This is a genomic window from Paludisphaera rhizosphaerae (assembly GCF_011065895.1).
Lineage (GTDB): Bacteria > Planctomycetota > Planctomycetia > Isosphaerales > Isosphaeraceae > Paludisphaera > Paludisphaera rhizosphaerae.
Genome location: NZ_JAALCR010000001.1, coordinates 347,533 through 370,382, shown reverse-complemented (window position 1 = coordinate 370,382; position 22,850 = coordinate 347,533). Strand labels below are relative to the sequence as shown.

The 22,850-nt window shown below is 70.7% G+C and carries 25 protein-coding genes and 1 pseudogene; 22 read left to right on the top strand and 4 right to left on the bottom strand.

Annotated elements, in window-relative coordinates; all coding sequences use genetic code 11:
- Positions 1-4 precede the first annotated feature (4 nt).
- The 4 genes from G5C50_RS01620 to G5C50_RS01605 form a co-directional block, all read right to left on the bottom strand.
- Entirely contained in the window at positions 5-253 is a 249-nt protein-coding gene (locus tag G5C50_RS01620) for a hypothetical protein (protein WP_165063975.1), read from the bottom strand.
- A 2-nt stretch (positions 254-255) separates the two neighbouring features.
- Positions 256-660, bottom strand: coding sequence for a hypothetical protein (locus G5C50_RS01615; protein WP_165063973.1), 405 nt, complete (start codon positions 658-660; stop codon positions 256-258).
- 112 nt (positions 661-772) lie between these two features.
- Complete coding sequence (locus G5C50_RS01610; protein ID WP_165063972.1) at positions 773-937, bottom strand: hypothetical protein; 165 nt, start codon at positions 935-937, stop codon at positions 773-775.
- The gene (locus tag G5C50_RS01605; protein WP_165063970.1) at positions 930-1,343 is read right to left on the bottom strand and encodes a hypothetical protein; all 414 of its coding nucleotides are present in this window, start codon (positions 1,341-1,343) and stop codon (positions 930-932) included. The genes G5C50_RS01610 and G5C50_RS01605 overlap by 8 nt, the downstream gene beginning before the upstream one ends.
- Positions 1,344-1,495: 152 nt before the next feature.
- Here G5C50_RS01605 and G5C50_RS01600 point away from each other — a divergent pair, with 152 nt between their 5' ends.
- From G5C50_RS01600 to G5C50_RS01490, 22 genes and pseudogenes are all read left to right on the top strand, one after another.
- Positions 1,496-1,708 (top strand): helix-turn-helix domain-containing protein, encoded by a 213-nt coding sequence (locus tag G5C50_RS01600; RefSeq protein WP_165063968.1) that lies wholly within the window; start codon positions 1,496-1,498, stop codon positions 1,706-1,708.
- Positions 1,705-1,947, top strand: coding sequence for a hypothetical protein (locus G5C50_RS01595; RefSeq protein ID WP_165063966.1), 243 nt, complete (start codon positions 1,705-1,707; stop codon positions 1,945-1,947). Before G5C50_RS01600 ends, G5C50_RS01595 begins: the two co-directional genes overlap by 4 nt.
- Positions 1,937-2,998, top strand: a complete 1,062-nt coding sequence (locus G5C50_RS01590) for a CHC2 zinc finger domain-containing protein (RefSeq protein ID WP_165063964.1) — start codon at positions 1,937-1,939, stop codon at positions 2,996-2,998. The genes G5C50_RS01595 and G5C50_RS01590 overlap by 11 nt, the downstream gene beginning before the upstream one ends.
- Positions 2,995-3,219, top strand: a complete 225-nt coding sequence (locus G5C50_RS01585) for a hypothetical protein (protein ID WP_165063962.1) — start codon at positions 2,995-2,997, stop codon at positions 3,217-3,219. Before G5C50_RS01590 ends, G5C50_RS01585 begins: the two co-directional genes overlap by 4 nt.
- Positions 3,220-3,532: 313 nt before the next feature.
- Complete coding sequence (locus G5C50_RS01580) at positions 3,533-3,799, top strand: hypothetical protein (RefSeq protein ID WP_165063960.1); 267 nt, start codon at positions 3,533-3,535, stop codon at positions 3,797-3,799.
- On the top strand, positions 3,796-4,023 hold the full coding sequence (locus tag G5C50_RS01575; protein WP_165063958.1) for a hypothetical protein: 228 nt from the start codon (positions 3,796-3,798) through the stop codon (positions 4,021-4,023). Before G5C50_RS01580 ends, G5C50_RS01575 begins: the two co-directional genes overlap by 4 nt.
- Positions 4,024-4,030: 7 nt before the next feature.
- On the top strand, positions 4,031-5,506 hold the full coding sequence (locus tag G5C50_RS01570) for a DNA primase family protein (protein WP_165063956.1): 1,476 nt from the start codon (positions 4,031-4,033) through the stop codon (positions 5,504-5,506).
- 459 nt (positions 5,507-5,965) lie between these two features.
- Positions 5,966-6,634: a hypothetical protein gene (locus G5C50_RS01565; protein WP_165063954.1), complete on the top strand. Its 669-nt coding sequence runs from the start codon at positions 5,966-5,968 to the stop codon at positions 6,632-6,634.
- Positions 6,624-8,621, top strand: a complete 1,998-nt coding sequence (locus G5C50_RS01560; RefSeq protein WP_165063952.1) for a phage terminase large subunit family protein — start codon at positions 6,624-6,626, stop codon at positions 8,619-8,621. Before G5C50_RS01565 ends, G5C50_RS01560 begins: the two co-directional genes overlap by 11 nt.
- On the top strand, positions 8,621-8,830 hold the full coding sequence (locus tag G5C50_RS01555; RefSeq protein WP_165063950.1) for a phage head-tail joining protein: 210 nt from the start codon (positions 8,621-8,623) through the stop codon (positions 8,828-8,830). Before G5C50_RS01560 ends, G5C50_RS01555 begins: the two co-directional genes overlap by 1 nt.
- Before the next feature lie 4 nt (positions 8,831-8,834).
- Positions 8,835-10,364: pseudogene (locus G5C50_RS01545) on the top strand (phage portal protein).
- Complete coding sequence (locus G5C50_RS01540; RefSeq protein WP_165063946.1) at positions 10,339-12,384, top strand: prohead protease/major capsid protein fusion protein; 2,046 nt, start codon at positions 10,339-10,341, stop codon at positions 12,382-12,384. Before G5C50_RS01545 ends, G5C50_RS01540 begins: the two are co-directional and overlap by 26 nt.
- A gap of 50 nt (positions 12,385-12,434) precedes the next feature.
- Positions 12,435-12,779 (top strand): DUF2190 family protein, encoded by a 345-nt coding sequence (locus tag G5C50_RS01535; RefSeq protein ID WP_165063945.1) that lies wholly within the window; start codon positions 12,435-12,437, stop codon positions 12,777-12,779.
- 10 nt (positions 12,780-12,789) lie between these two features.
- A complete protein-coding gene (locus G5C50_RS01530) occupies positions 12,790-13,113 on the top strand; it encodes a head-tail joining protein (RefSeq protein ID WP_165063943.1) in 324 nt (107 codons plus the stop codon).
- Positions 13,114-13,116: 3 nt separating this feature from the next.
- Positions 13,117-13,557 carry a hypothetical protein gene (locus tag G5C50_RS01525; protein WP_165063941.1) on the top strand — a complete coding sequence of 147 codons (441 nt, stop codon included), beginning with the start codon at positions 13,117-13,119 and terminating at the stop codon, positions 13,555-13,557.
- Between the two features lie 26 nt (positions 13,558-13,583).
- Entirely contained in the window at positions 13,584-13,775 is a 192-nt protein-coding gene (locus G5C50_RS01520) for a hypothetical protein (RefSeq protein ID WP_165063939.1), read from the top strand.
- 6 nt (positions 13,776-13,781) lie between these two features.
- Positions 13,782-14,930, top strand: a complete 1,149-nt coding sequence (locus G5C50_RS01515; protein ID WP_165063937.1) for a hypothetical protein — start codon at positions 13,782-13,784, stop codon at positions 14,928-14,930.
- A 9-nt stretch (positions 14,931-14,939) separates the two neighbouring features.
- Complete coding sequence (locus G5C50_RS01510) at positions 14,940-15,614, top strand: hypothetical protein (protein WP_165063935.1); 675 nt, start codon at positions 14,940-14,942, stop codon at positions 15,612-15,614.
- 177 nt (positions 15,615-15,791) lie between these two features.
- Complete coding sequence (locus G5C50_RS01505; protein WP_165063933.1) at positions 15,792-16,403, top strand: DUF6441 family protein; 612 nt, start codon at positions 15,792-15,794, stop codon at positions 16,401-16,403.
- A 3-nt stretch (positions 16,404-16,406) separates the two neighbouring features.
- A complete protein-coding gene (locus tag G5C50_RS01500; RefSeq protein ID WP_165063931.1) occupies positions 16,407-19,577 on the top strand; it encodes a tape measure protein in 3,171 nt (1,056 codons plus the stop codon).
- A complete protein-coding gene (locus G5C50_RS01495; protein WP_165063929.1) occupies positions 19,574-21,157 on the top strand; it encodes a hypothetical protein in 1,584 nt (527 codons plus the stop codon). The genes G5C50_RS01500 and G5C50_RS01495 overlap by 4 nt, the downstream gene beginning before the upstream one ends.
- Before the next feature lie 4 nt (positions 21,158-21,161).
- Positions 21,162-22,850 carry a phage head spike fiber domain-containing protein gene (locus G5C50_RS01490; RefSeq protein ID WP_165063927.1) on the top strand — a complete coding sequence of 563 codons (1,689 nt, stop codon included), beginning with the start codon at positions 21,162-21,164 and terminating at the stop codon, positions 22,848-22,850.

Genomic DNA, 22,850 nt, shown 5'->3' with positions numbered 1-22,850 from the left:
GACGCTACTCCTCGGATTGATCGGTGGATGGGCTTTCGTCGTCGGCTTCCATCATCAGCCGCAACCGCGTGCTCTCGCGTGCCGACCAGGCCGCCAGCGCGACGAAGCCGATCAACGCGAAGGCCAGATACCCGGCCCGGCCCATCCACTGCATGAGGACGACGACGGACCAGGCCATGCCGAAGAGCGCGGCGTAGGACGCGGCGGTGACGGCCAGTTCTCTGAGATAGATGTGTGCGTATTTCTTCTTCATGGTTAGTCACCTGACTTGAGGGTTTCGGGGTTGGCGAGGGCGGCTTTTTTGCGCTCACGCCAGCGGCGGTGGCGCTCGCGGGCCTTTTCGGGATTGGCCTCGCGCCAGCGGCGGTCGGCGAGGCGGGCCTTTTCGGGATTGGCCTCCTGCCAGCGGCGGGATTTCTCGCGGTTCTTCTCCGGGTTGGCCTCGCGCCAGCGGCGGTGGCGCTCGCGGGCCTTTTCGGGATTGGCCTCGCGCCAGCGGCGGGCTTTTTCGCGGTTTTTCTCCGGGTTGGCCTCGCGCCAGCGGCGGCGGTGCTCGCGGATCTTCTCCGGGTTGGCCTCGCGCCAGCGGCGGGCTTTTTCGCGGTTCTTCTCCGGGTTGGCCTCGCGCCAGCGGCGGTGGCGCTCGCGGGCATACTCCAAGCAGCCTCGGCATCTCCCGGCCGGCCGGCCCTTGGCCTTCCCTCGCGTCACGATCGGCCAATCCGCCGCCGGCACCTTCTCGCTACAGGCGCGGCAGGTGATGGTCTCGCCGCTAGTCATGGCGACCTGCCATGTCGCAGGCGGCGGGGTGGGCGCGGCAATAGTCCGACGTCTTCGCCGCGTCGATCTCCGCCTGCTTGTCCAGGCCGTCCCGCAGCGCGAACGGCAGCGCCGCGCAGGCGGCGATCAGGAACAGGGTGGCCAGCAGGTTAGTCATGGTTCTGGCCCTCCCCGTTGCCGCGCGCGACCCGGCCCGCCGTCCATTCGGCGAAGGTCGGGAAGGCCCGGTCGTGCTTGCGCTTCTCCGCGGCGTAGAGGCGGCGGAGCGACTCCTGCTCGCGGCGCTCCAGGACCGAATCGCGGTAGACGTGGCGGCGGCCGCAGGCGGCGTCGGTGCAGCTCACGAGCAGGAACCCGCCGTAGCCGTCGCGCCCGGCCTCGTTCTCGGCCGGGCCGCCGCAGGCGTGGCAGGGTTCGCCCGCCGGCGGCTGGGGTTGGGTCTTCAGCTCCGGCAGGTCGTCGCCCTCCAGCCGGCGGATCGCGCCGCGATGGAAATGCCGGTCGTTGAACGCCTCCAAATCGCGCTTCAGCGCCTCCGGCGATAGGGTCGTCTCGTCTTGCATAAACAGCCTCCTTGCTGATGGTTGCCGGTGCAGTATGGGCGAAGTCGCAACAATGTCAATAAAAAATATGAGCGGTCGTGCAACATATTTTTCTGGACATCGGGCGGCGTGTTGCGCTACCGTTGCGCGGGCAACCAACCCACGAGGCGACGATGGACCCCATAAAGACACTCGACGACATCCAGGCGCGGGCGAAGCGCGAGAAGATCACGATGGAGAGGGTGCTGCGGGAGGCGGGCTCGGCCCGATCGACGATCCTGCGCATCCGCAAGAGGCGCAGCAGCCCGCTCGTGGCCACGCTCCAGAAGCTGGAGGCGGCCCTGGAGCGGTTGATCGAGCGGAAGAACCGGGGAGACGCCGCGTGACCCGGCGCGAGGCGGAGCTGCACCTGCTGCCGACGGCGTTCGGCAACCATGTGCGGCCGGACGGCTGGCTGGACGAGGTGCTGGAGCTGGCCCTGCGCCTGGCCGACTTCGACCCGGCGGCGGCGATGGAACGCCTGGACCGCATGTACTGCGCCGACGGGCTGACCGAGCGCGAGTATCAGGTCTTCCTGGAGCAGCTGCACCTGCGCCTGCGCGAGGGGGGCCGCCGTGCGGCCTGATGCGCCGCGGCCCCGCCACGACCCGGCCGAGATCCGGGCGAAGGCCTCGCTGCTGGAGCTGGCCCGCGAGGCCGTGCCGAACATGCGGCGCGAGGGCGCGGAATGGTGCGGGCTCTGCCCTTTCCACTCCGAGAAGACGGGCTCGTTCCGAATCCACGAGCGGAAGGGGGTCTTCAAGTGCCACGGATGCGGCGCCGGCGGGACGGTCATCGACTTCGTGATGAAACTGGACGGCAAGTCCTTCGGCGAGGCGATGGACTACCTGGCCGGCCGCCTGGGTTTGACGCCCGCGACCGGCCCGGTCCGTCCGCTCAGGAGGCGAGTCCCGCCGAAGGACCCGGCGGCGGACGATCGCCGCAAGGCGCAGAACGTCGAAACGGCGTTCGGCATCTGGCGCGGCTGCACGTCGTCGGACGACACGATGGCGCAGCTCTACCTCATGGGCCGAGCGATCGATATCGCCGCCCGCGGCGGCATGCCCGCGCGGCTGGGATTCGCCCACCTGCTCAAGCACGCGCCATCCGGCAAGTCCTTCCCCGCCATGGTCGGCCTGATCACCGGCGCGGGCGGCAAGTTCCTGGGCGTGCATCGCACGTTCCTGGCGTTCGACTCCCCGGCGAACCACCCCAGGGCCGCGAAGGCGCTCGCCGCCCGGCTGGGGCGCGAGCCGGACCGGGTGGTGGTCAAGGCCCCGGTCGACGGCGCGAAGACCATGCTCGGCCGGGCGATGGGCGGCTGCGTCTGCCTCGCCCGGCCGGGCCCGGTGCTGGCGATCGCCGAGGGGATCGAGACCGCGCTCTCGGTCCAGCAGGCGACGGGCCTGCCGTGCTGGGCGGCGCTGTCGCTCGGCAACATAGGCGGCGTGCCCGTGCCCGACGAGGTGCGCGAGGTGCGGCTGTTCGCCGACAACGACATGCGCGGGCCGGACAAGGCGGAGAGGATCATTCAGGCCGCCGCGCGCGGCTATCGGGACGAAGGGCTGGGGGCGAGCGTCGTGCGCGCGCCGAAGGGCATGGATTTCAACGACTTGATCATGGAGGACTACGAATGATCGATCAGGCGATCCGCGACGGCTCGCTCATCCGCAGCCTGCTCGCCAAGGTCGGGCGGGAGGCGGTCGAAGAGCTGCTCGTCGGCAGGGCGGCGGTCGTGCCGCTCGCGTGCATCAACGAGGCGACCGGCCAGACGGTCGTGCTGGACGAGCTGGTCTACAACAACCAAAAATCGCGCGTCCACCGCCCGATCGCGGAGGCGAGGATCGATGCCGCATGACTTCCGATGCGCCGTTTGCGGGAAATCCGCCTGCTACGGCAAGGGCGTGAGCCTGGCCAAGGGCGTGGTCGGGACCTGGTTCTGCGCGGTCCACGTCCCGGTGGGCTTACTGCCATCCAGGGGGGAGGTTGCACCGTCCAGGGCAGGATCGCAAGCCGCGGCGCAAGGAAAACTCTTGTGATTCAGCCGCATGTCGGGAAGGCGAAAGAAAAGTGCGATTATCGCTCATTTTTATATTGACGCATGTGTGAATATCGCCTAATGTCCATCTCATGAGCGGCGATGATGCCGCCGGAAAAAAGGAGTAAAAACGATGACTAAAGAATTCTACATCGGCACCGATCGCTTCAACAAAAAATGCAATACCGTGAAGTCTATGGATGAGTCGCTGGTGGGCGAGCTTCGCCGCATCGTCGATGGAGTGGCCTTGGGCGCCGATACGCTCGGCTGCTTCTGCGAAGAAGCGCCCAAAGGCAGCCTGATCGCGACCTTCGCCATCCCGGCCTGCCAGGCGGCGTTGGCGGCCGCGGGGTGGGTCGAGATCGATCGATACGAAGCCATGAAACGGGCGGCTGCGTGACCGAGCTGGAAGAGCTGGAGATGCTAGGGCGGCGGCTATTCGGTCGGCCGCCCGACGGCTACGGGTGGAAGACGGCGATGGAGCGCGAGCTGGAGATTCCTCGCCGGACGATCCAGGATTACGGACGACGCACGCCGGTCCACCGCGGCGTGCTGAACCTGATGCGCATGCTCGCCGACGAACGAAATCAACGGGTTGCGGGGATGGATGGCGAAAAAGTCTGAAGAACTGATGAACGAAGTCCTTGCCAAGGCCGAGCCGCCGGCGGACGACGATGAGCTGGAATTGAGGCTGGCGCGCTACCCCTGCACGGACCTGGGCAACGTGAGCCGGCTGCTCGCGCGGCGGGGCCGGGACATGATGTACGTCCACGGCGTCGGCTGGTATCGCTGGGACGGCCGACGCTGGATCGTCGACCGAAAGGGATTTTACGCGCAGCTCTACGCGCAGGAGACCGCCCGCGCGATCGCCAGGGAGGTCGCGGCGGTGCTGCGCACGCCGGAGGATGAGTTCGGCGGCGAGGCCGGAAAAAAGCGACTCGTCAAGGACTTGCGGGCGTGGAACGAGTCCTCCGAGAACAGCGGCAAGATCAAGGCGCTGGTGGCGGAGGCCGCGCCGTACCTGCACCGGACGGTCGACCAGCTCGACGCCCATCCCTACCTCCTCAACGTCCGTAACGGCACGCTCGAACTGGGCGGCGGCGAGGTCAAGATGAGGCGGCACAAGCGGGAGGACCTGATCACCCGCCTGGCCGACGTCGACTACGACCCGGCCGCCTCGGCATGGACTTTCGGCGCGTTTTTGGACGCGATCATGCCCGAGGCGGCCAAGCAGACGTTTTTGCAGCGGTATTACGGCTACTCGCTGACCGGCGACATCCGCGAGCAGAAGCTGCTGCTGGCGCACGGGTCGGGCGCCAACGGCAAGAGCACGCTGGCCAACGCGCTCCGCGCGGTGTACGGCGACTACGCGGTGACGCTGCCTTTCGAGAGCTTCGCGGTCAACGAGCACAAGCGCGGCGGCGAGGCGACCCCCGACCTGGCGGAGATACCGGGCAAGCGGCTGATTTTCCTGATGGAACCGGAGAACAACGTCCGCCTCTCGCCGGCGATGATCAAGCGGTACACGGTCGACGAGCCCCTCCGCGCCCGAAACCTCAACGAAGGCTTCATGGAATTCCGCCTTCAGGCGAAATTGTCCATCGCATTCAACGACTTGCCGATCATACCCGGCCACGACGACGGCACCTGGCGCAGGCCCATGCTGCTGGGCTTCGACGCGTGCATCCCCCCCGATCGGCGGGACGCGCGGCTCGGGGAGAAGCTCGCGGCCGAGGCATCGGGAATCCTCAACTGGCTGCTCGACGGCTACCGACGATGGCACGAGATCGGGCTTTCGCCGCCGGAGAGCGTCACCCGCGCCACGCAGGACTACCGCCTCTCCAACGACAACCTGGCCATGTTCCTGGCCGAGCGGGTGGAGCGGTGCGAGGGGGAGAGCGTGCCGGCCGCAGAGCTGTACGCCGCCTACAAAAAGTGGTGCGACTCCAACGGCATAGCCAAGCCCATGACCAACACCAAATTCGGCACGGTCCTGCCGCAGCGGGGGTATGCCAAGCGCACAAGCGGATCGGTCAGGTACGTCGACCTGCGCATCAGGCCCGACCCGGCGACCATCGTCAACGATTACAATGACATGGACGACTGACCGTGAGATGCATCCCCAGCCTCAACCCTCCAACCCTCCGCAACCCTACGGCCAGAAAACGAGGGAATCCGCCGATGTCGTAGGGTTGGAGGGTTCGGAGGGCTGCGGCGCGTGCATGAGGCGCGCGAATCCAGGCCACCGCCGTCCGGCGGTGGTTTTTTCACGCGCGCGTACGCGTGACAACCCTCCAAGTCTACGTACTTTCTTAAAAATCAAATAGTATTCAATCGATTAATCATGACGGAGGGGGGGCGCATCGGCGCTTTCCAACCCTCCGGACCCTCCAAGATCGAGGCTGAGCGCCGATCGCCGCCGTTCGGCCCCTCCACGCCGCCGAAACCGTGATAAAAATGTCACGGTCCGGGTCCTTCCCGGCCCCCGGCGTATGCGGGTGGCGGGAGCGCGCGAGTTTTCCAGTGTCCGGCCGGCGAAAATGGGTTTACGAATGAACTTCGGTTGATGTTTTCGGTTGACGGCGCGGCCGATTTGGTGCATTTTGCGAGGAAACCACATCGGATTTTTATGCAGCAGCTGGTCACTCAAACCGAATTCGCGGTGATCTACGGCAACGCCACCCGCGGCGAGCCGGTGACCAAGCAGGCCGTCGGCAAGCTGATCAAGCGCTACAACATCCCCAAGCACCAGGGCACCAAGATCGACCCGCAGGAGGCGATGCGGATCATCGCCGACCAGTCCAACCCGGCCCGCCGCAGCGCTATCGCCGGCTTCGTGCTGGGCGGGAATTACGCCTACGCCGCCCCGGCGAAGCCCCTCGCCGACGAATCCCCCGCCGAATCCGACGACGAGGAGGAGGCCGAGGCCTCCAACCGCGACAATTTCGCCGAGTTCCGCACCCAGCGCGAGAAGGCGAACGCCCAGCTGGCCGAGCTGCAGCTCCGCGAGCGGATGGGCCAGCTGCTGGAGCGGTCCGCGGTCGAGCGCCAGACCGCCACGATCTTCCGCGAGCTGCGCGACAAGGTGCTCGCGGCGCCGTACCGCCTCGCCGGCCGCCTGGTGACGCTGGCGACCGAACGCGAGGTGGTGGCGTGCATCGAGGAGGCCGTGAACGCCATCTTCGCCGAATTCGCGGAGAAGCTCGCGGCGGAAGCGGGGTCGCATGCTGGCTAGCGCGGCGAAATCGGTCCGCCTCGCCGCCGCCACGGCCCTGCGGCCGCCGCCGCGCATCGAACTCAGTGAATGGTCCGCTCGCCATCGCGTCCTGCCGACCGAGGTCACCGCCAACGCCGGCCGCTGGAGCAACGACCTGTTCCCATTCATCGTGGAGATCATGGACTGCCTGAGCCCCTGGCACCCGGCCGAGACCGTGACCTTCTGCAAGTCCGCCCAGGTCGCCGGCACCGAGAGCGGCCTGAACTGGATGTTCGCGATCGCCGACATGTGGCCGGCCCCGACGCTGATGGTCCACCCGACGATCCAGGCCGCGCAGGCCTGGGTGCGCGAGAAACTGGCCCCGTCCCTGCGCGCCACCCCGGCCGTGCGGACGCGCGTCGTCGAGCAGCGGTCCCGCGACGGCGCGAGCACGACGCTCTTCAAGAGCTTCCCCGGCGGCTTCTGGGTGATCACCGGCTCGAACAGCGCGGCCGACATCAGCTCGAAGTCGATCCGCAACGTGATCAAGGAGGAATGGGACCGCTGGGCGCTCGACGTCGACGGCCAGGGCGACCCGGACAAGCTGGTCGACGCCCGCCAGACGAGCTACCACGCCAGCGGCAAGGCCAAGAGCTACCGCGCCAGCACCCCCACGATCGTCGGCGTCAGCCGGATCTGGCCCGCCTACCTGGCCGGCGACCGCCGCCGCTACCGCGTGCCCTGCCCGGACTGCGGCGAGGCGCAGGTCCTGAACTTCTTCCCCGACGCGAACGGCCGCGGCGGCCTGATCTTCGAGAGGCAGGCGCCGTTCCAGGCCCGCTACGCCTGCGCGCATTGCGGCGTGCTGATCGAGCACCACCGCAAGCGCGAGATGCTGGCCGGCGGCCGCTGGGTCGCCGAGAACCCCGGCCCGGCGCGCCAGCCCAGCTTCCACATCAGCGCCCTCTACAGCCCGGTCACCACCTGGGACAAGATGGCCGAGGCCTTCCTGGAATCGAAGGACGACCCGACCAAGTACAAGGCGTTCGTGAACCTCTGGCTGGGCGAGGCCTGGGAGGAGCGCGGCGACGCGCCCGAATGGCAGCGCCTCTACGCCCGCCGCGGCGACTACGCGCAAGGCTCCGTCCCGCACGGCGGCCTGGTCCTCACCGGGGCCGCCGACGTGCAGAAGGACGGGATCTTCTACGAGGTCGTCGCCTGGGGCGCGGGCAGGGTCAGCTGGTCGATCGACGTGGGCTTCCTGCCCGGCGACACCGCCGACCCGGATTCCGCCGTCTGGCGGGCGCTCGCCGCCTTGCGCGAGCGGGCCTACCCGGACGCCTACGGCAACGCCCGCCGCATCGACGCCTTCGCGGTGGACAGCGGCTACAACTCCGCCGCCGTCTACGCCTGGGTTCGCGGCCGCCCCGACACGTTCGCCGTGAAGGGCCAGGACGGCTGGTTCCACCCGCCGATCGGCACCCCCGGCAAGATCGATATCAACTATCGCGGCGACAAGAAGCGCCGCGGCCTGGCCGTCTGGCCCGTCGGCACCTACGGCCTGAAGTCCGAACTCTACGCCAACCTGCGCAAGGCGGGCCGCGAGGAAGGGGCCGGCGACTTCCACCCGCCGGGCTACTGCCACTTCTCGGAATTCCACGACGAGCGCTTCTTCCAGCAGCTGACCTCCGAGCACGTCGCCGAGCGCGAGCACAAGGGCCGGATCGTCAAGGAATGGCGCGCGACCGGCCCCAACCATTACCACGACTGCCGGGTCTACAACATGGCGATGGCCGACCACCTGGGCCTCTCGCGCATGACCGACGGCCAGTGGGTCGAGCTGGCGAAGGCCCGCTCCGTCCCGCCGGAGAAGATCCAGGCGGACCTGTTCGCCCCGATGGGCGCGACGCCGCCCGCGGCCGAGCCGGCCCGCGCCGAGCCCGAAGTCGACGAATCGACGCCCACGCCGCGCCCCCCGTCGCGGCCCTGGGTCCCGAAATACCGGGGCTGGGGCAAGAGGTGCTGATGGCGATCGACACCGGGGACATCGACGTTCTGGACCGCGCCATCGCCTCGGGCGTGCTCAAGGTGCGCTACGCCGACGGCCGCGAGGTGACTTACCACTCGCTCGACGAACTCATCAAGGCCCGCGCGTTCGCCGCCGGCCGGCTGGCGGGCGCCGTCCCCGGCGGCCCGCCGAGCCGCTCCCGCAAACTCTCGTTCAGCAAGGATTAGGCGCATGTGGCTGGACGAACTGATCGCCTATTTCGACCCCAAGCGCGGCCTGCAGCGCCATGCCGCCCGCATGAAGATGGAGCTGATCCGGTCCTACGACGGGGCCAAGACGGGCCGCCGCACCGAGAACTGGCGGGCGGCGGGCAGCTCCGCCAACGCCGAGATCGCCTCCGCCGGCGGCAGGCTCCGCGAGCGCGCCAGCGACCTGGTGCGGAACAACCCCCACGGCAAGAAGGCCAAGCGCACGTTCCACGTCAACGTCGTCGGCGCCGGCATCACCCCGCGATCGAAGGCGAAATCGCCGCGACTGCAGAAGCAGATCACGGCCGCCTGGAAGGAACACTTCGAGTCGCTCCAGTGCGACGCGGACGGCCGCTTCGACTTCTACGGCGTCGAGAACCTGGTCGCCAAGACGATGTACGAGCGCGGCGAGGCGCTCGTGCGTTTCCGCGACCGCCGCCCCGGCGACGGCCTGGCCCTGCCGATGCAGCTGTAGGTGCTGGAGGGGGACTTCATCGATTCGTCCAAGAACCTGGAGCTGGCCGGCGGCCGCCGCATCGTCCAGGGGGTCGAGTTCGACGCGATCGGCCGTCGCGTCGCCTACTGGATGTGGACCCGACATCCCGGCGAGCGGATGTTCTCGACGGCCGCCCTGGCGAGCGTGCGCGTCCCCGCCGAGCAGGTCCTGCACGTCTACGACGTGGACCGGCCCGGGCAGGTGCGCGGCGTGACCGAGTTCGTCGCAACATTGATGAAGATGTACGACCTCGACAACTACGACGAGGCCGACCTCGTGCGCAAGCAGATGGAAGCCTGCATCGCCATGATCGTGACCCAGGCCGAGGGGGTCGAAGGCCCGACGATGGGCGACGTGAAGAGGAATCCGCAGACCGGGGCCGTGATCGAGGAGATGTCGCCGGGGATGGTGCCGTATCTCCGCCCCGGCGAGCAGGTCCAGTTCAACAACCCGCCCGCCAGCGGCAACTTTTCCGCCGACCTGGCGGCGCGGCTGCGCTCGATCGCCGCCGGCCTGGGCGTGACCTACGAGCAGCTCACCGGCGACCTCAGCCAGGTCAACTATTCCTCCCTGCGCCACGGGCTGCTGGAGTTTCGGGCCTGGGTGGAATACGTCCGCTGGCAGGTGCTGATCCCGCAGCTCTGCGGGCCCGTCTGGCGACGCTTCATCGACCGCGCCTACCTGGCCGGCCTGATCTCCGCCGTCGACTACTCGGTCGAATGGTCCTGCCCGCCGTTCCAGATGGTGGACCCGTACAAGGACGGCATGGCCGCCGAATTGGCCGTGCGCACCGGCGCGCTGACCTGGGCCCAGATGGTCGCCGAGCGGGGCTACGACCCGGACGATCAGCTGGACGAGATCGCCGCCTACAACAAGAAGATGGACGCCCGGGGCGTCGTCTCCGACGCCGACCCGCGCAAGACCGCCCGCAGCGGCGCGATGCAGGCCGACAAGACCGAGAAACCAGCCGCAGCCAAGGAGGGCCGCACCGATGCCGAATCCGAATCAGACGATTGACCTGCCCATGCAGCACATCGAGGCCCGCGTCCTGCGCGCCGAGGCGCGGGACGGGGCCGAGGCCCCGAGGAACCGCTTCAAGGTGGTGTTCACCACCGGCGCGAAGGTCCGCCGCTACGACTGGCGCAGCGGCAAGTCCTACGACGAGGAGCTGGAGACCGGCGGGAACGCCGTGCGCCTCTCCCGCCTGAACGCCGGCGCGAGCGTGCTCAACGCCCACAGCTCCCACGACCTCGACGACGTGATCGGGGCCGTCGTGCCGGGCACGGCCCGGATGCGCAACGGCGAGGGCGAGTGCGAGGTGATCATCGACGACGGCCCGGAGACGGCCGCGATCCTGCGCAAGATCGAGGCCGGCATCATCCGCCACGTCTCGATGGGGTACATCCCCCACGAGTACGAGAAGACCGTGCGCGACGACGGCCCCGACCAGTGGCGCGCGACCGACTGGGAGCCGTACGAAATCTCCTTCGTCCCCATCCCCGCCGACCCCGGCGCGGGCCGCCGCGCGGACGAACGGAGCGCCTACCCCTGCCGAATCATCAACCTTCCTTCCACGAAAGAGAGAGCCATGCCCCAAGCCACCGAGACCGCCAACACGCCCGAAGCGCAGCCCGCCGAAGGCGCCCCGACCCCGACCCGTGCCGCCCCGGCGGAGACCCCGCCGGCCGCCGTTTCGTCCCCGGCCCCGGCCGACCCCGCCGACGCCGTGAAGGCGGAGCGCCACCGCGCCGCCGAGATCGTCAAGATCGGCCGCGCCGCCGGCATGGCGCAGGCGGACGTGGACAAGCTGATCGCCGACGGCGCGACCGTCGACAAGGCCCGCGAACGCGCCCTGACGCTGCTGGCCGAGAAGTCCGACCGGCCCGGCGAGATTCGCTCCCACGTCATGCTCGGCGACCAGGAGCACGACAAATTCGTGCGCGGCGCGACCGACTGGATCGTCGCCAAGGCCGGCCAGCAGAAGCTGGTCGAGGATCACACCAAGGCCAAGGTCGAGCCGGGCGAGAGCCGCGGCCTCTCCCTCTTCGACCTCGCCCGCGACTGCGCGGAGCGGGCCGGGGTCAAGACCCGCGGCATGAACAAGATGGACGTCGCCGGCGCCGCGTTCAACCTGCGCGCGGCGGGATACCAGGGGACCAGCGACTTCCCCGTCATCCTGGAGACCGCGATGCACAAAATCCTGCTCGCGGCGTACGCGACCGCCCCCGACACCTGGCGCCGCTTCTGCGCCGTCGGCAGCGTCTCCGACTTCCGCGTCCACAACCGCTACCGCCTGGGCAGCTTCGGCAAGCTCGACAAGGTGAACGAGAACGGCGAGTTCAAGAACAAGCCGATCGGCGACGCGACCAAGCAGGGCATCAAGGCGGAGACCTTCGGCAACATCATCGCCCTGACCCGCCAGGCGATCATCAACGACGACATGGGCGCGTTCGACCGGCTGGCGTCCCAGCTCGGCCGCGCGGCGAAGCTGTCCATCGAGGCCGACGTCTACGCCCTGCTGGCGCTCAACTCCGGCCTGGGGCCGACCATGCCCGACGGCAACACGCTGTTCCACGCCAGCCGCGGCAACATCGGGACGGGCTCGGCGCTCGGCGTGGCCGGCCTCGACGCCGACCGCGTGCTCATGGCGTCGCAGAAGGACCAGTCGGGCAACGACTACCTCGACATCCGCCCGTCCGTGCTGGCGGTGCCGATCGGCCTCGGCGGCGCGGCCAAGATCCTGAACGGCGCGCAGTACGACCCGGACGTCACCAGCAAGTTCCAGGTGCCGAACAAGGTCGCCGGCCTGTTCAACGACGTGGTCGACACGCCGCGCCTGACCGGCACCCGCCGCTACCTGTTCGCCGACCCGTCGGTCGCGCCCGTGATCGAGGTGGCGTTCCTGGACGGCCAGCAGGAGCCGTACCTGGAGACGAAGGAAGGCTTCCGGGTCGACGGCACCGAGTGGAAGATCCGCCTCGACTACGGCGTCGGCGCGATCGACACGGTGGGCGCGCTCACCAACGCCGGCGCGTAAGCCCCGACGACGACGCAACGCAACATCGACATCGATAGGAGACACCGAACATGGCATCCACTTTCATCCAACCCGGCGAGACGATCACCCTCGCCGCCCCCTACGCGGTCGAATCGGGCGAGGGCCTGCTGGTCGGCTCGATCTTCGGCGTCGCCCAGGGCAAGGCCGGCAACGGCGCCGCGGTCGAGGCCTCGACGGTCGGCGTCTGGGACCTGAAGAAGGCCGCCTCGCAGGCCTGGACGGTCGGCGCGCTGGTCTACTGGGACAACTCCGCCAAGGCCTGCACCACCACGTCGAGCGGCAACAAGCTGATCGGCGCGGCCGTGCTGGCCGTGGGGAGCGGCGCGGGCGAGACGATCGGCCGCGTCCGCCTCAACGGCTCCTTCACGTCGTAGGCCGGGCCGCATGACCGCGTTCGCCGCCGCGCTCTCCGCGCTCTTCGCCGACCCCAACCTGGGCGTGGACGCGACGTTCACGCCCCACGCGGGCGGGCCGTCCGTCCCCCTGCGGGCGGTCCGCGTCGCGGAGCGCGTGGACGCGGGGTTCGCCCTGGGCCAGACCGGCGCGAGCGCCCCGGCCCTGCGGTTCGACGCGCCGCGCGCCGACCTGCCCGCCCGGCCGACGCGGGGCGACGTCCTGCACGTCGGCCTGGAGAGCTACAAGGTCACCAAGGCCGAGCCGGACGAGGAGAACCTCGCCTGGCGGCTCTACGTTGAGCGGGGGGCCTGATCGATGCCCGTCCCCGTCCGCGAGCAGATCCTCCAGAACCTCGTCGCCACGCTCGCCGGCCTGGCCGGCGTGCGCGTCGAGCGCGACCTGGAGGCGGAAGTCCAGGACTATCCGACGCTGAACGTGATCGAGGGGGACCAGTCCGCCGACTCGGGCACGCACGGGGCGACCGACTACCGCATGGCCGTGACGGTCGAAGGCTACGTCCAGACCCCCGGCCGCGACACGCTCGCCGCGGCGAACAACGACCTCTACGCCCGCGTCGTGCGGGCGCTGAACGACGACTACACGCTGGGCGGATTCGCCCAGGACGTGACCGAGACGGCCGCGGCGTTCGACGTGGACCGCGACGGCATGGAGACGCCGACGGCCTACTTCGCCGTCGAATTCGAGATCCGCTATTTCACCAGGCAGGGCGACCCGTACGCGGTCGGCCCGTCGTAACCCAGGAACCGGCAAAGGAGACGCCCATGACCGACCAGATCCCGCCCAACAAGACCCTCGCCGCCCCGCCGGCCGAGTGCAAGACGACCTTCACCGGCGAGGACCCGGAGGCGATCCACCCCGAGCACGACCCGCACCTGCAGGACCGGATGGTCCGGCGCGTCCCGTCCGCCGCGCCGCTGGGCCGCCCCAAGAAAACCACCGAACAGAAGGAGTAGTCGACCATGGCATTACGCACCAGAAACGCCGTCCTGCTGGCGAAGATCGAGTCCACCGAGGGCGTGGACGCCGCCCCCGCCGGCTCCACCGACGCGGTGAAGGTCGAGAACCTGCAGCTCGCCCCCAACACCCGCCTCGTCACCACCAACGAGCACACCGGCTCGCTCGACGGCAGCGCCCCGCTGGTCGGCGGCACGAACGTGCAGGTCAGCTTCCGCACCTACCTGAAGGGATCGGGCGCGGCCGCGACCCCGCCGGAGATCGGCAAGCTGTTCAAGGCCTCCGGCTGGGCCGAGCAGATCACCGCCGCCGCCGTCCCCGTCGCCCCCGAGGCGCTGGCCTCCGGCGCGAGCCCGTCCGCCGCGACGCTCGGCGCGTCCGCGTCCTCCACGGCGCAGGCCTATCGCGGCATGCCGGTCGCCTTCACCGGCGCGGTCCAGGGGAACAGCGTCGTCGCCGACTATTCCGCCGCCAAACTGGCGGGCCTGACCGACACGCTCGGCGGCAACCTGACCACCACCACGAGCTACCAGATCCCGGCCAACGTGCTGTACAGGCCCGCGTCGGTCTCGATCCCCAGCCTGACGCTGTACGCCTACCGCGACGGGCTGCTCTACAAGATGACCGGCTGCCGCGGCACCGGCGTGATCACCATGCCCTCCGGCGAGGCCCCGTACGTCGACTGGACGTTCACCGGCATGCTGGCCTCGAAGGAGGACGCGGCGGTGCCGGCGGCGGCGTTCGTCAACACCGTCGTGCCGGTCTACAAGAACTCGGCGTTCAAGGTCGACCGCCGCGCCGAGGCGATCCAGCAGTTCACGCTCGACATGGGCAACCAGATCGTCATGCCCGACAACCCCAACGCCAAGGAGGCCTTCGACTACGCGATCATCACGGCCCGCCAGACGGCCGGCTCGCTGAACCCGCAGGAGACGCTGATCGCCGACCGCGACTACTTCCTCGACTACCGCGACGGGGTGCGCCGGCAGGTCCACGCCCGCGTCGGCACGGGGGTCGGCAACCGGATCGCCGTGACCGTCCCGGCGGCGCAGTTCTCCGGCTACGCGCCGGGCGACCGCGACGGGCTGGACGTGGTCGAGCTGGGCTTCGTCGCCCCCGACGCCGACGCCGGCGCGTTCGTCTGCTTCTGGTAGGGGGTGAGCATGTTGCCGATATCGACCGACGAACTCGTCCCCCACGCCCTCCCCGCCGTATCCGGCGGGGGCGGGCGCACCGCCATGCTCGCGGTGCCGACGATCCGCACCCGCGCGAAGTACCACGCCGACCTGGCCCGCCACGGCCTGCGCAACCCCTCGGCCGCGGAGGTCCGCCAGGCCGTCCGGGCGGGGATCGCGGGAATCGTGGAGGAATCCCAGCGCGCCGAGCTGCTCGAAATCGTCGAGCAGGTGGAATCGATCGCGTCCGGCGCGCCCGATCAGCTGCTGCGCGACTACGACGCGTTGGTCCGCCAGCTCGCGCCCGAATGGCCGCCGCTGGGCGACCTGCTGGCGATGCAGGCGGAGTACGCCGAATTGCGCCTGCCGCTGGCCTGCAGGCGGTTCCTCAAGTCGCTCGAAGGCGTCGAGCTGCAATTCGGGCCCGACGGCGCGCTGACCGAGGCCGCGCTTGAGCGGCTCGGCTGGATGGACGCGTTCGCGCTGGGCCTGCGGATCATGGACCTGCTCTACCTGCCCGCGGACGCGGAAAAAAACTCCGAATCGCCGTCGCCGTCGCCCGGAACCCCGGCGAATTCGGCGGCGGCGGACGGCCCCCCGACGGGCTCGACGGCTGGGACGTCCTCGGCGACTGGTACGACGAAAACCCCCGGCTCCGCCTGACGGGCGGCGACTGGGAGACGCTCCGGCTGTGGCGCCTCGCCGCGCCGGGGATGGGCGCCGGGCACCTGCCCGAGGCGGGCGGGACGATGGACCAGGCGGCGATCATGATGGACGCCTTCGCGGCCATGACGGCCGCCGAGGCGGAATTGGAACGGAAGAAGAGGGAGGCGGAGCGGCATGTTCAGGGCGGCGATCGAAGGAAACCTTGAGGAGCACATGAAGCGCGAGCGGAACGACGGCGGCTGGGCGACCAAGTCCGCCGTGCGCGTCGCGTCCAACGGCCTGAAGCGCCAGATCCGCGCCCAGACCGTGAAGGCCGGGCTCGACCGCGACGCGAGGCCCGGCAAGAGCGTCTCCAAGACCTGGCAGTCGCAGGTCTACCCGGCCCGCCGCGTCGGCAGCTTCCGCGCCGCCTCCACCGTCTACAGCAAGTGGCCCAGGGCGATCGCCGCCTTCGAGGACGGCGCGATCATCTCCGGCCGCAACGGCGCCCGCTGGCTGGCCGTCCCGACCCCCGCCGTGGGCCGCAAGGGGAACCGCCGCCTCCGCCCCGGCGACTTCCGCGGCGCGCTCGATTTCGTCCCCACGCGCAAGCCGGGAGTGGCCCTGCTGGTCCTGCACTCGAAATGGGGCAAGTCGCAGGTGATGTTCCTCCTCTATCGCCAGGTGCATATCCGCAAGCGGCTCGAATTCGGCCGCCTGGCCGCGAACTGGGAGGCCCGCCTGCCCGAACTGATCGTCTCCGAGTGGGACAAGCGCGACCGCCGCAACGCGGCGGCGACGGAGTAGCGCATGGCCCAGAAGACCGTCAGCGTCCGCTTCACCACCAAGGACTCCGAGGTCGTCAAGCGCGCCCTCAACGACCTGGGGGCGCAGGGGCAGAAGGCGCTCCAGCGGCTGGAGGACGCGACGAACGGGCCGAGCAAGGGCCTGAAGGCGATCGACGCCGCCTCCCGCGCGGTGCAGGACCAGTTCCGGCAGATGGCCCGCCAGGCCGCCGGGGCGTTCGCCGTCCGCGAGGTGGTCCGCGCCGTGGACGGCTACGGCCTGCTGCAGGCCAAGATCAAGCTGACGACCGAGACCGCGGCCGAGTACGAGTTCGCGCAGAAACGCCTCTACGAGCTGGCGCAGCGCAACCGCAACAGCCTGGACGCCACCGTCACCCTCTACACCCGCCTGGCGACGTCCTCGCGCGAGCTGGGCCGGTCGCAGTCCGACATGCTGCAGGTCGTCGACACGCTCCAGAAGGCGATCCGCATCGGCGGCTCGACCAGCGTGGAGGCGGCGGCCGGCGTGATCCAGCTGTCGCAGGCCCTGGCCTCGGGCCGCCTGCAGGGGGACGAGTTCCGCTCCGTGATGGAGAACATGACCCGCGTCGCCCAGGCGATCGCCAAGGGGATGGGCGTGACCGTGGAGCAGCTGCGCGAGCTGTCCAAGCAAGGGAAGCTGACGTCGCAGCAGGTCGTGGACGCGCTGCTGTCGCAGGGCGAGGCGATCCGCAACGAGTTCGGCACGCTGCCCAAGACGGTCGCCGAGAGCTTCACGCAGCTGACGAATTCGCTGCAGCGCGCCGGCGGGGAGTTCGGCCCCCTGAACGCCCTGATCCGGGGCGCGGGCGTCTACCTGACCACGCTGGCCGAGCAGGTCGACTACCTCACCGGGGCGTATCAGCGGCTGTTCGGGCTGCTGCAGGGCTTCTCCGACCGCGACCTCGTGGCGCTGGTGGGGGAGAAGACGCTGGAGAGCAAGGAATTGGAACGCTTCATCGCCCAGGCCGAGGCGCAGGCCGCCTCCGGCCCGTACGGCGGTCCGGGCGCGGGCCCCGCGCGCGAGAAGCTCGATCAGGTCCGGGCGGAGATCGCGAAGGCGCAGGCCGAGCTGGACCGCAGGGCGGCCGCGTTCCGCAATTCGCTGGAAACTCCCCCCAAGCCCCCCGGCGGCGGGGGCGCGGGCGGGGACGGTTCCGGCGCGGGCGGCTCCGCCGCGGGCAAGGCGCGCACGCGGGATTACGAGGACTACCTGGACGCGCAGCAGCGCGAGCTGGACCAGGTGCGCCGGCTGGCGGACGCGCAGTCCCGCTCGGCGCAGGAATACGAGCGGGTGAAGGGGCTGATCGAGGCCGAGAACGAGGTCCTGCAGGTCAAGAACGCCCTCGCCCGCGGCGAGACCCGGCTGACGGAGGAGCAGGAGGCCCGGCTGATGGACCTGGCCCGGGCGCGGGCGGCCGAGCAGCGGGCGCTGGACGCCGCCGTGGAGTCGCAGCGCAGGGCCGAGCAGGAGCGCCGGCGGGCGATCGAGAAGGCCCGCGAGGACGCCGAGCGCCCCTTCATCCAGGCGGGCGAGCGCATCCAGGACGCGTTCGCCGACGCGTTCGAGAACATCTTCAGCGGCGGCGTCGACTCGTTCTCCGACCTGGGCGACGCGATCCGGAAGATCATGCTGCGCACGGCCGCGGAGGTCGCGGCGGCGATGGTGTTCCGCCCCGTGATCGGCGGCGTGCTGGGCGGGATCGTCCCCGGCCTCGGCGCCGTCGCGGGCGGCGGCGGGGGCGCGGGCGGCGGCTACCAGGCCCCGTCGAGTTCCGGCGTCGGCGCGATCGCCTCGAACCTCGGCGGCCTCTCCTCGGCCTACAACTTCCTCACCGGCGCCTCGGGCGCGAACCTGGGCGGCCTGTTCGCCAAGGCATCCATGTCCTCCGGCATCGGCAGCCCGACGACGGCGCAGCTGCTCGGCCAGTATTTCACCCCCGCCGCCGGCCTCGCCGGCTTCGGCGGCAACTACCTGGCGAACGCCCTGTTCGGCCAGCGCGGGATCGGCGCGACGGTCGGCGGGACGCTGGGCGGGATCGGCGGCACGGTCCTGGGCGGCCTGGCGGGCGCGGGCGCGTTCGGGACGACGCTGGGGACGCTGCTCGGCTCCTGGGGCGGCCCCGTCGGGGCGCTGGCCGGCTCGTTCCTGGGCAACGCCGTGGGCGGCCTGTTCGGCGGCGGCGGCGTGAAGCACCCCGCGGCCAGCTTCGAGGGCTACACCGACGCCTCCGGCGCGCTGGGCGGCCTCTCCTACCTCTCCAAGCACATGGGGACGGAGGGGGTCCAGTCGATGGCGGAGCAGGTCGGCGCGATGCTGCAACTCGTCTCCGCATTCTCGGGCGCGTCGCTCGCGGGCCGCCAGCTCATCGGCGTCCTCACCCAGTCCGGCGGCAGCCGCCTCTCCCTCGACGGGCGGGACTACGCGTTCGACCGGGGCGACGAAAGCTCCTACGCCGAGGCGCTGCGCCGCCTCTCCTACGACGCGGCGAAGTCGGCCGGCGTCCTGGACGGGCCGCTCGTCGACGCGCTGGAGGCCGTCCGCACCCAGGGCCGGACCGCCGCCGAGGTCATCCAGGCCGTGGCCGACCGGCTCGAATACGTGGCGGGCCTGCAGGCGTTCAAGGACCAGCTGAACCTCGACCCGAACCTGAGCACGGCCGACCCCGAGGCGATCTTCCGCTCGGTCCGCGACGCGGCCGCGTCGACCTACGACAAGGCCTTCCAGGGGGACGCGACGGCGCGGGCGCAGGTGCAGCAGGCCTCGACCGACTATTTGAACGCCGCGATCGGCTATTACGGCCGGGGCACGCCCGGCTACGACGAGGCCAACCGCACGGTCCAGGCCTACCTCGACCTGCTCATCGGCCTCGCGCCGCGGGGCTACGCCGACGGCGGCGTGGCGTCGGGCACCGTCCTCGTGGGCGAGCGCGGGCCCGAGCTGCTCACGCTGGGCCGCCCCTCGCGGGTCTACAGCAACGACGAGACGCGGCGCATGCTCCGGGCCGCCGGGGGCGACGACTCGCTGGCGCGGGAGTTCCGGGCGTATCGGAGCCAGTCCGCGTCCGAGACGACGCAATTGCGCGAGGGGCTGGCCGCCCTCGCCGCCGAATTCCGCACGATGGGCGCGCTGCTGCGCCGGGCGGCCTCCGCATGACGGCGCGCACCCTGTACCTGGTCGAGATGACCGCCTACGACCCCGCGATCGCGGGCGAGCGCGTCCTGCGGTTCGCCTCCGCGCCGGGCCACGTCACCCGCCCGTCCGAGTCCCCGGCGAACGAAGTCTACGAGCCCCGCCTGGTCGACCCGGGCAACTGGGCGCAATACCTGGTCGACGCGCTGGCGACCGAGGGGGCGAGCGGCTCCGGCGGCGGGGCCGTCGTGCTCAACAACGCCGACGGGGCGCTGGACGGCCTGCTGGAATACGGGTTCGACGGCCGGCCGATCGTCGTCCGCATGGGGACGGCGGGCGCGCCCCACCCGTCCGGGTTCCCGCCGATCCTCACCGGCGTGATGGAGCAGATCGAGCCGACCCTGACGACGATCGCCGTGGTCCTGCGCGACCGCCGGGCCGAGGTCGCCGACAAGCCCTTCCAGCCGCTCAAGTTCGCGGGCGACAACGTCCTGCCCAACGGCGTGGAAGGCGTGGCCGACGACCTGAAGGACAAGCCCAAGCCGCTGCTCCTGGGCAAGTGCCGCAACCTCCCCCCGCCGCTGGTGAACACGACCAAGCTCGCCTATCAGGTCAGCTCGGCGGAGATCCGGTCGATCGACGGCGTGTATGTCGGCGGCGCGGCCGTCGCCGCCGGGACGGCGCACGCCTCGCTGGCCGCCCTGCAGGCCGCGAGCCCGGCGGGTGGGCAATACGACTACTACCTCGGCGCCTCGGGCGACGGGGCCTACCTGCGGCTGGGGACGAGCCCCTCCGCCGTCGTCACCTGCGACGCGACCGAGGGGGCGACGGCCGCCGACCGCACCGCCGCGCAGCTGGCCCGCCGCGTGCTGGTCGCCGCCGGGGTCCCTTCCGGCGACGTGGATTCCGCCTCGGTCGCCGCGCTCGACCTCGCCAACCCGGCCGCGGTCGGCTTCTGGGGCGGCGAGGACGAATTGACGACGGGGCCGGTGCTCGACGCGATCCTGCGCAGCGTCGGCGGCTACTGGGCCGTCGACCCGCTGGGCCGGTTCCGGCTCGGCCGGCTGGAGGCCCCCTCGGGCTCGCCCCTCCTGACGATCGAGCGCCACGAGCTGGTCGCGACCGGCGGCGAGCCGGTGGAGCGCCTGTCGGCGCGGGGCGAGGGCCGGGGCCTGCCCGCGTTCCGCGTCACGGTCGGCTACCGCCGGAACTGGACCGTCATGGCGGACTCCGACGTGGTCGGCTCGGTCGGCCAGGACCGCCGCAACTTCCTGAAGCAGGAGCTGCGCACGACCGCGGCCGTCGACGCGACGGTGCAGGCCAAGCACCCGATGGCCGGCGAGAAGCAGGCGGCGACGCTGCTGGACGACGAGGCCGCCGCCGCCGCCGAGGCGGCGCGGCTGCTCGACCTGTACAAAGTCCGCCGCGACCTGCTGCAGGTCCGCCTGCCCGCCTCGCTCCTGAAGGGCGCGGGCGTGGCGCTCGGCTCCGTCGTCGCGCTCGACCTCGACCGCTTCGACTGGTCGGGCGGGAAATCGTTCCGCGTCGTGGGGATCGGCGGCGAGCTGGCCGCCGGCGCGATCACGCTGCAGCTCTGGGGGTGAAAGAATGGCCAACATCATGATGTGCTTCCCGAACTTCGCCGACCCGGACTATTTCGCCCCGGTCCTCTCCGGCGGGAACTGGCTGCCGGCCCTGCCGTTGGCCAACCTGCAGGACCCGCTGCTCTCGCGCGTGGCCCGCTCGGCCGACGCGACGAGGGCGAGCGCGCGGCTGCACGCCGACCTGATCGTCTCGCGCGACGTGCGGGCCGTCGTGATCCCCAAGCACAACCTCAGCCGCGCCGCCGCCGTCCGCACCCGGGCGAGCGACCGCCCGGCCTGGGGCGGCGCGACCCTGGCCGCGTCCGCGACGGCGGGGGCGACCAGCCTGACCGTCCAGCGCCCCGGCGGCTCGGCCATGATCCGCGCCGGGGACGCGTTCCGCCTGCCCGGCGACCCGACCCTCTACGCGTTCACCGGCTCGATCGGCCTGGGCGGCAACCGCCTGCGCGACAGCGAGGACCTCGCCGGCCCTTGGTGGTCCGCGCCCGTCGGCGCGGCCGTCGTCGCGAACCAGGCCGTCGCCCCCGACGGGACGAACACCGCCGACCTGCTGCGCGAGAATTCCGCCGGCGGGCCGCACTACCAGTGGAACCCCGCCGCCGACCTGCTGATCGCGCCCGGCGCGAAGGCCACGAGCAGCGTCTTCGTCCGGCCCCGCGGGAATCGCCACCTGCGGCTGGAGCACAACGACGGCGCCGACTCGGTGCGCGCCGACTTCGACCTGGCCGCCGGCGCCGTGGCCTCGACGTTCGCCACCGCCGGCGGGATCTTGCACGCGGCCGGGGTCGCGGCGCTGCCGGGCGGCTGGTTCCGCTGCTGGCTCACGGCGCAGATCCCCGCCTCGCCGGGCCTGGGGCCCGACTTCCGCCACCTGATCCTCTCGCCGTCGCTGGGCGTCACCTACCTGGGCGACGGCGCGAGCGGCCTCCTCCTCTGGGGCAAGCAGGTCGAGGCGGGCGCGGCCTCCGTCTACAAGCGCTCCGGGGCGGCGTCCGCGTCCGAGACGGCCTCCGGCTCGGTCGGGATCAGCCCGGCCCTGGCCGCGGACGCATCCTCGGGCGCGGCGCTCGCCTGCCTGAGCGGCGAATACGTCAGCACGGCCCCCGCCTACGACTCCGGCCGGGTCGAGCCGTTCCCGATCATCTACCCCTTCGGGTCGCTCCCCTGGGGGCATCCCTCGTTCTGGGACGGCCGCCTGGCGGAGGAGGAGCGGCGCGGCTACCCCCAGCCGATCCTGCACCTGGCCCCGACGACCGTGAACGCCCGCTACTGGCTGATCGAGGTCGACGACCAGGCCAATTCCGACGGGCATATCGACCTGGCGCGGCTCTTCATCGCCCGCGCCTGGCAGCCCTCGCGGAATTACGCCTACGGCGCGCAGCTCGGCTGGCGCGACGACTCGACCGAGCTGGCGAGCGACGGCGGGGCCGAATTCTACGCGGCCCGGCCGACCCGCCGGACCTACGCCTTCCGCGTCGAGTACCTGCCGCTGGACGAGGCGATGGTGAGCGGCTTCGAGATGCTCCGCAAGCTCGGCAAGGCCGGCCAGCTCTTCGTCCTGATCGACCCCGGCGACGACCGGCACGCGGCCCGGCGCTCGTTCCTCGCCACCATGACGAGCCCGCAGCCGATCGAGCACGCCGCCTACAACCTGCACAGCTTCACCGCCGAATTGAGAGAGGTCATCGCCTGA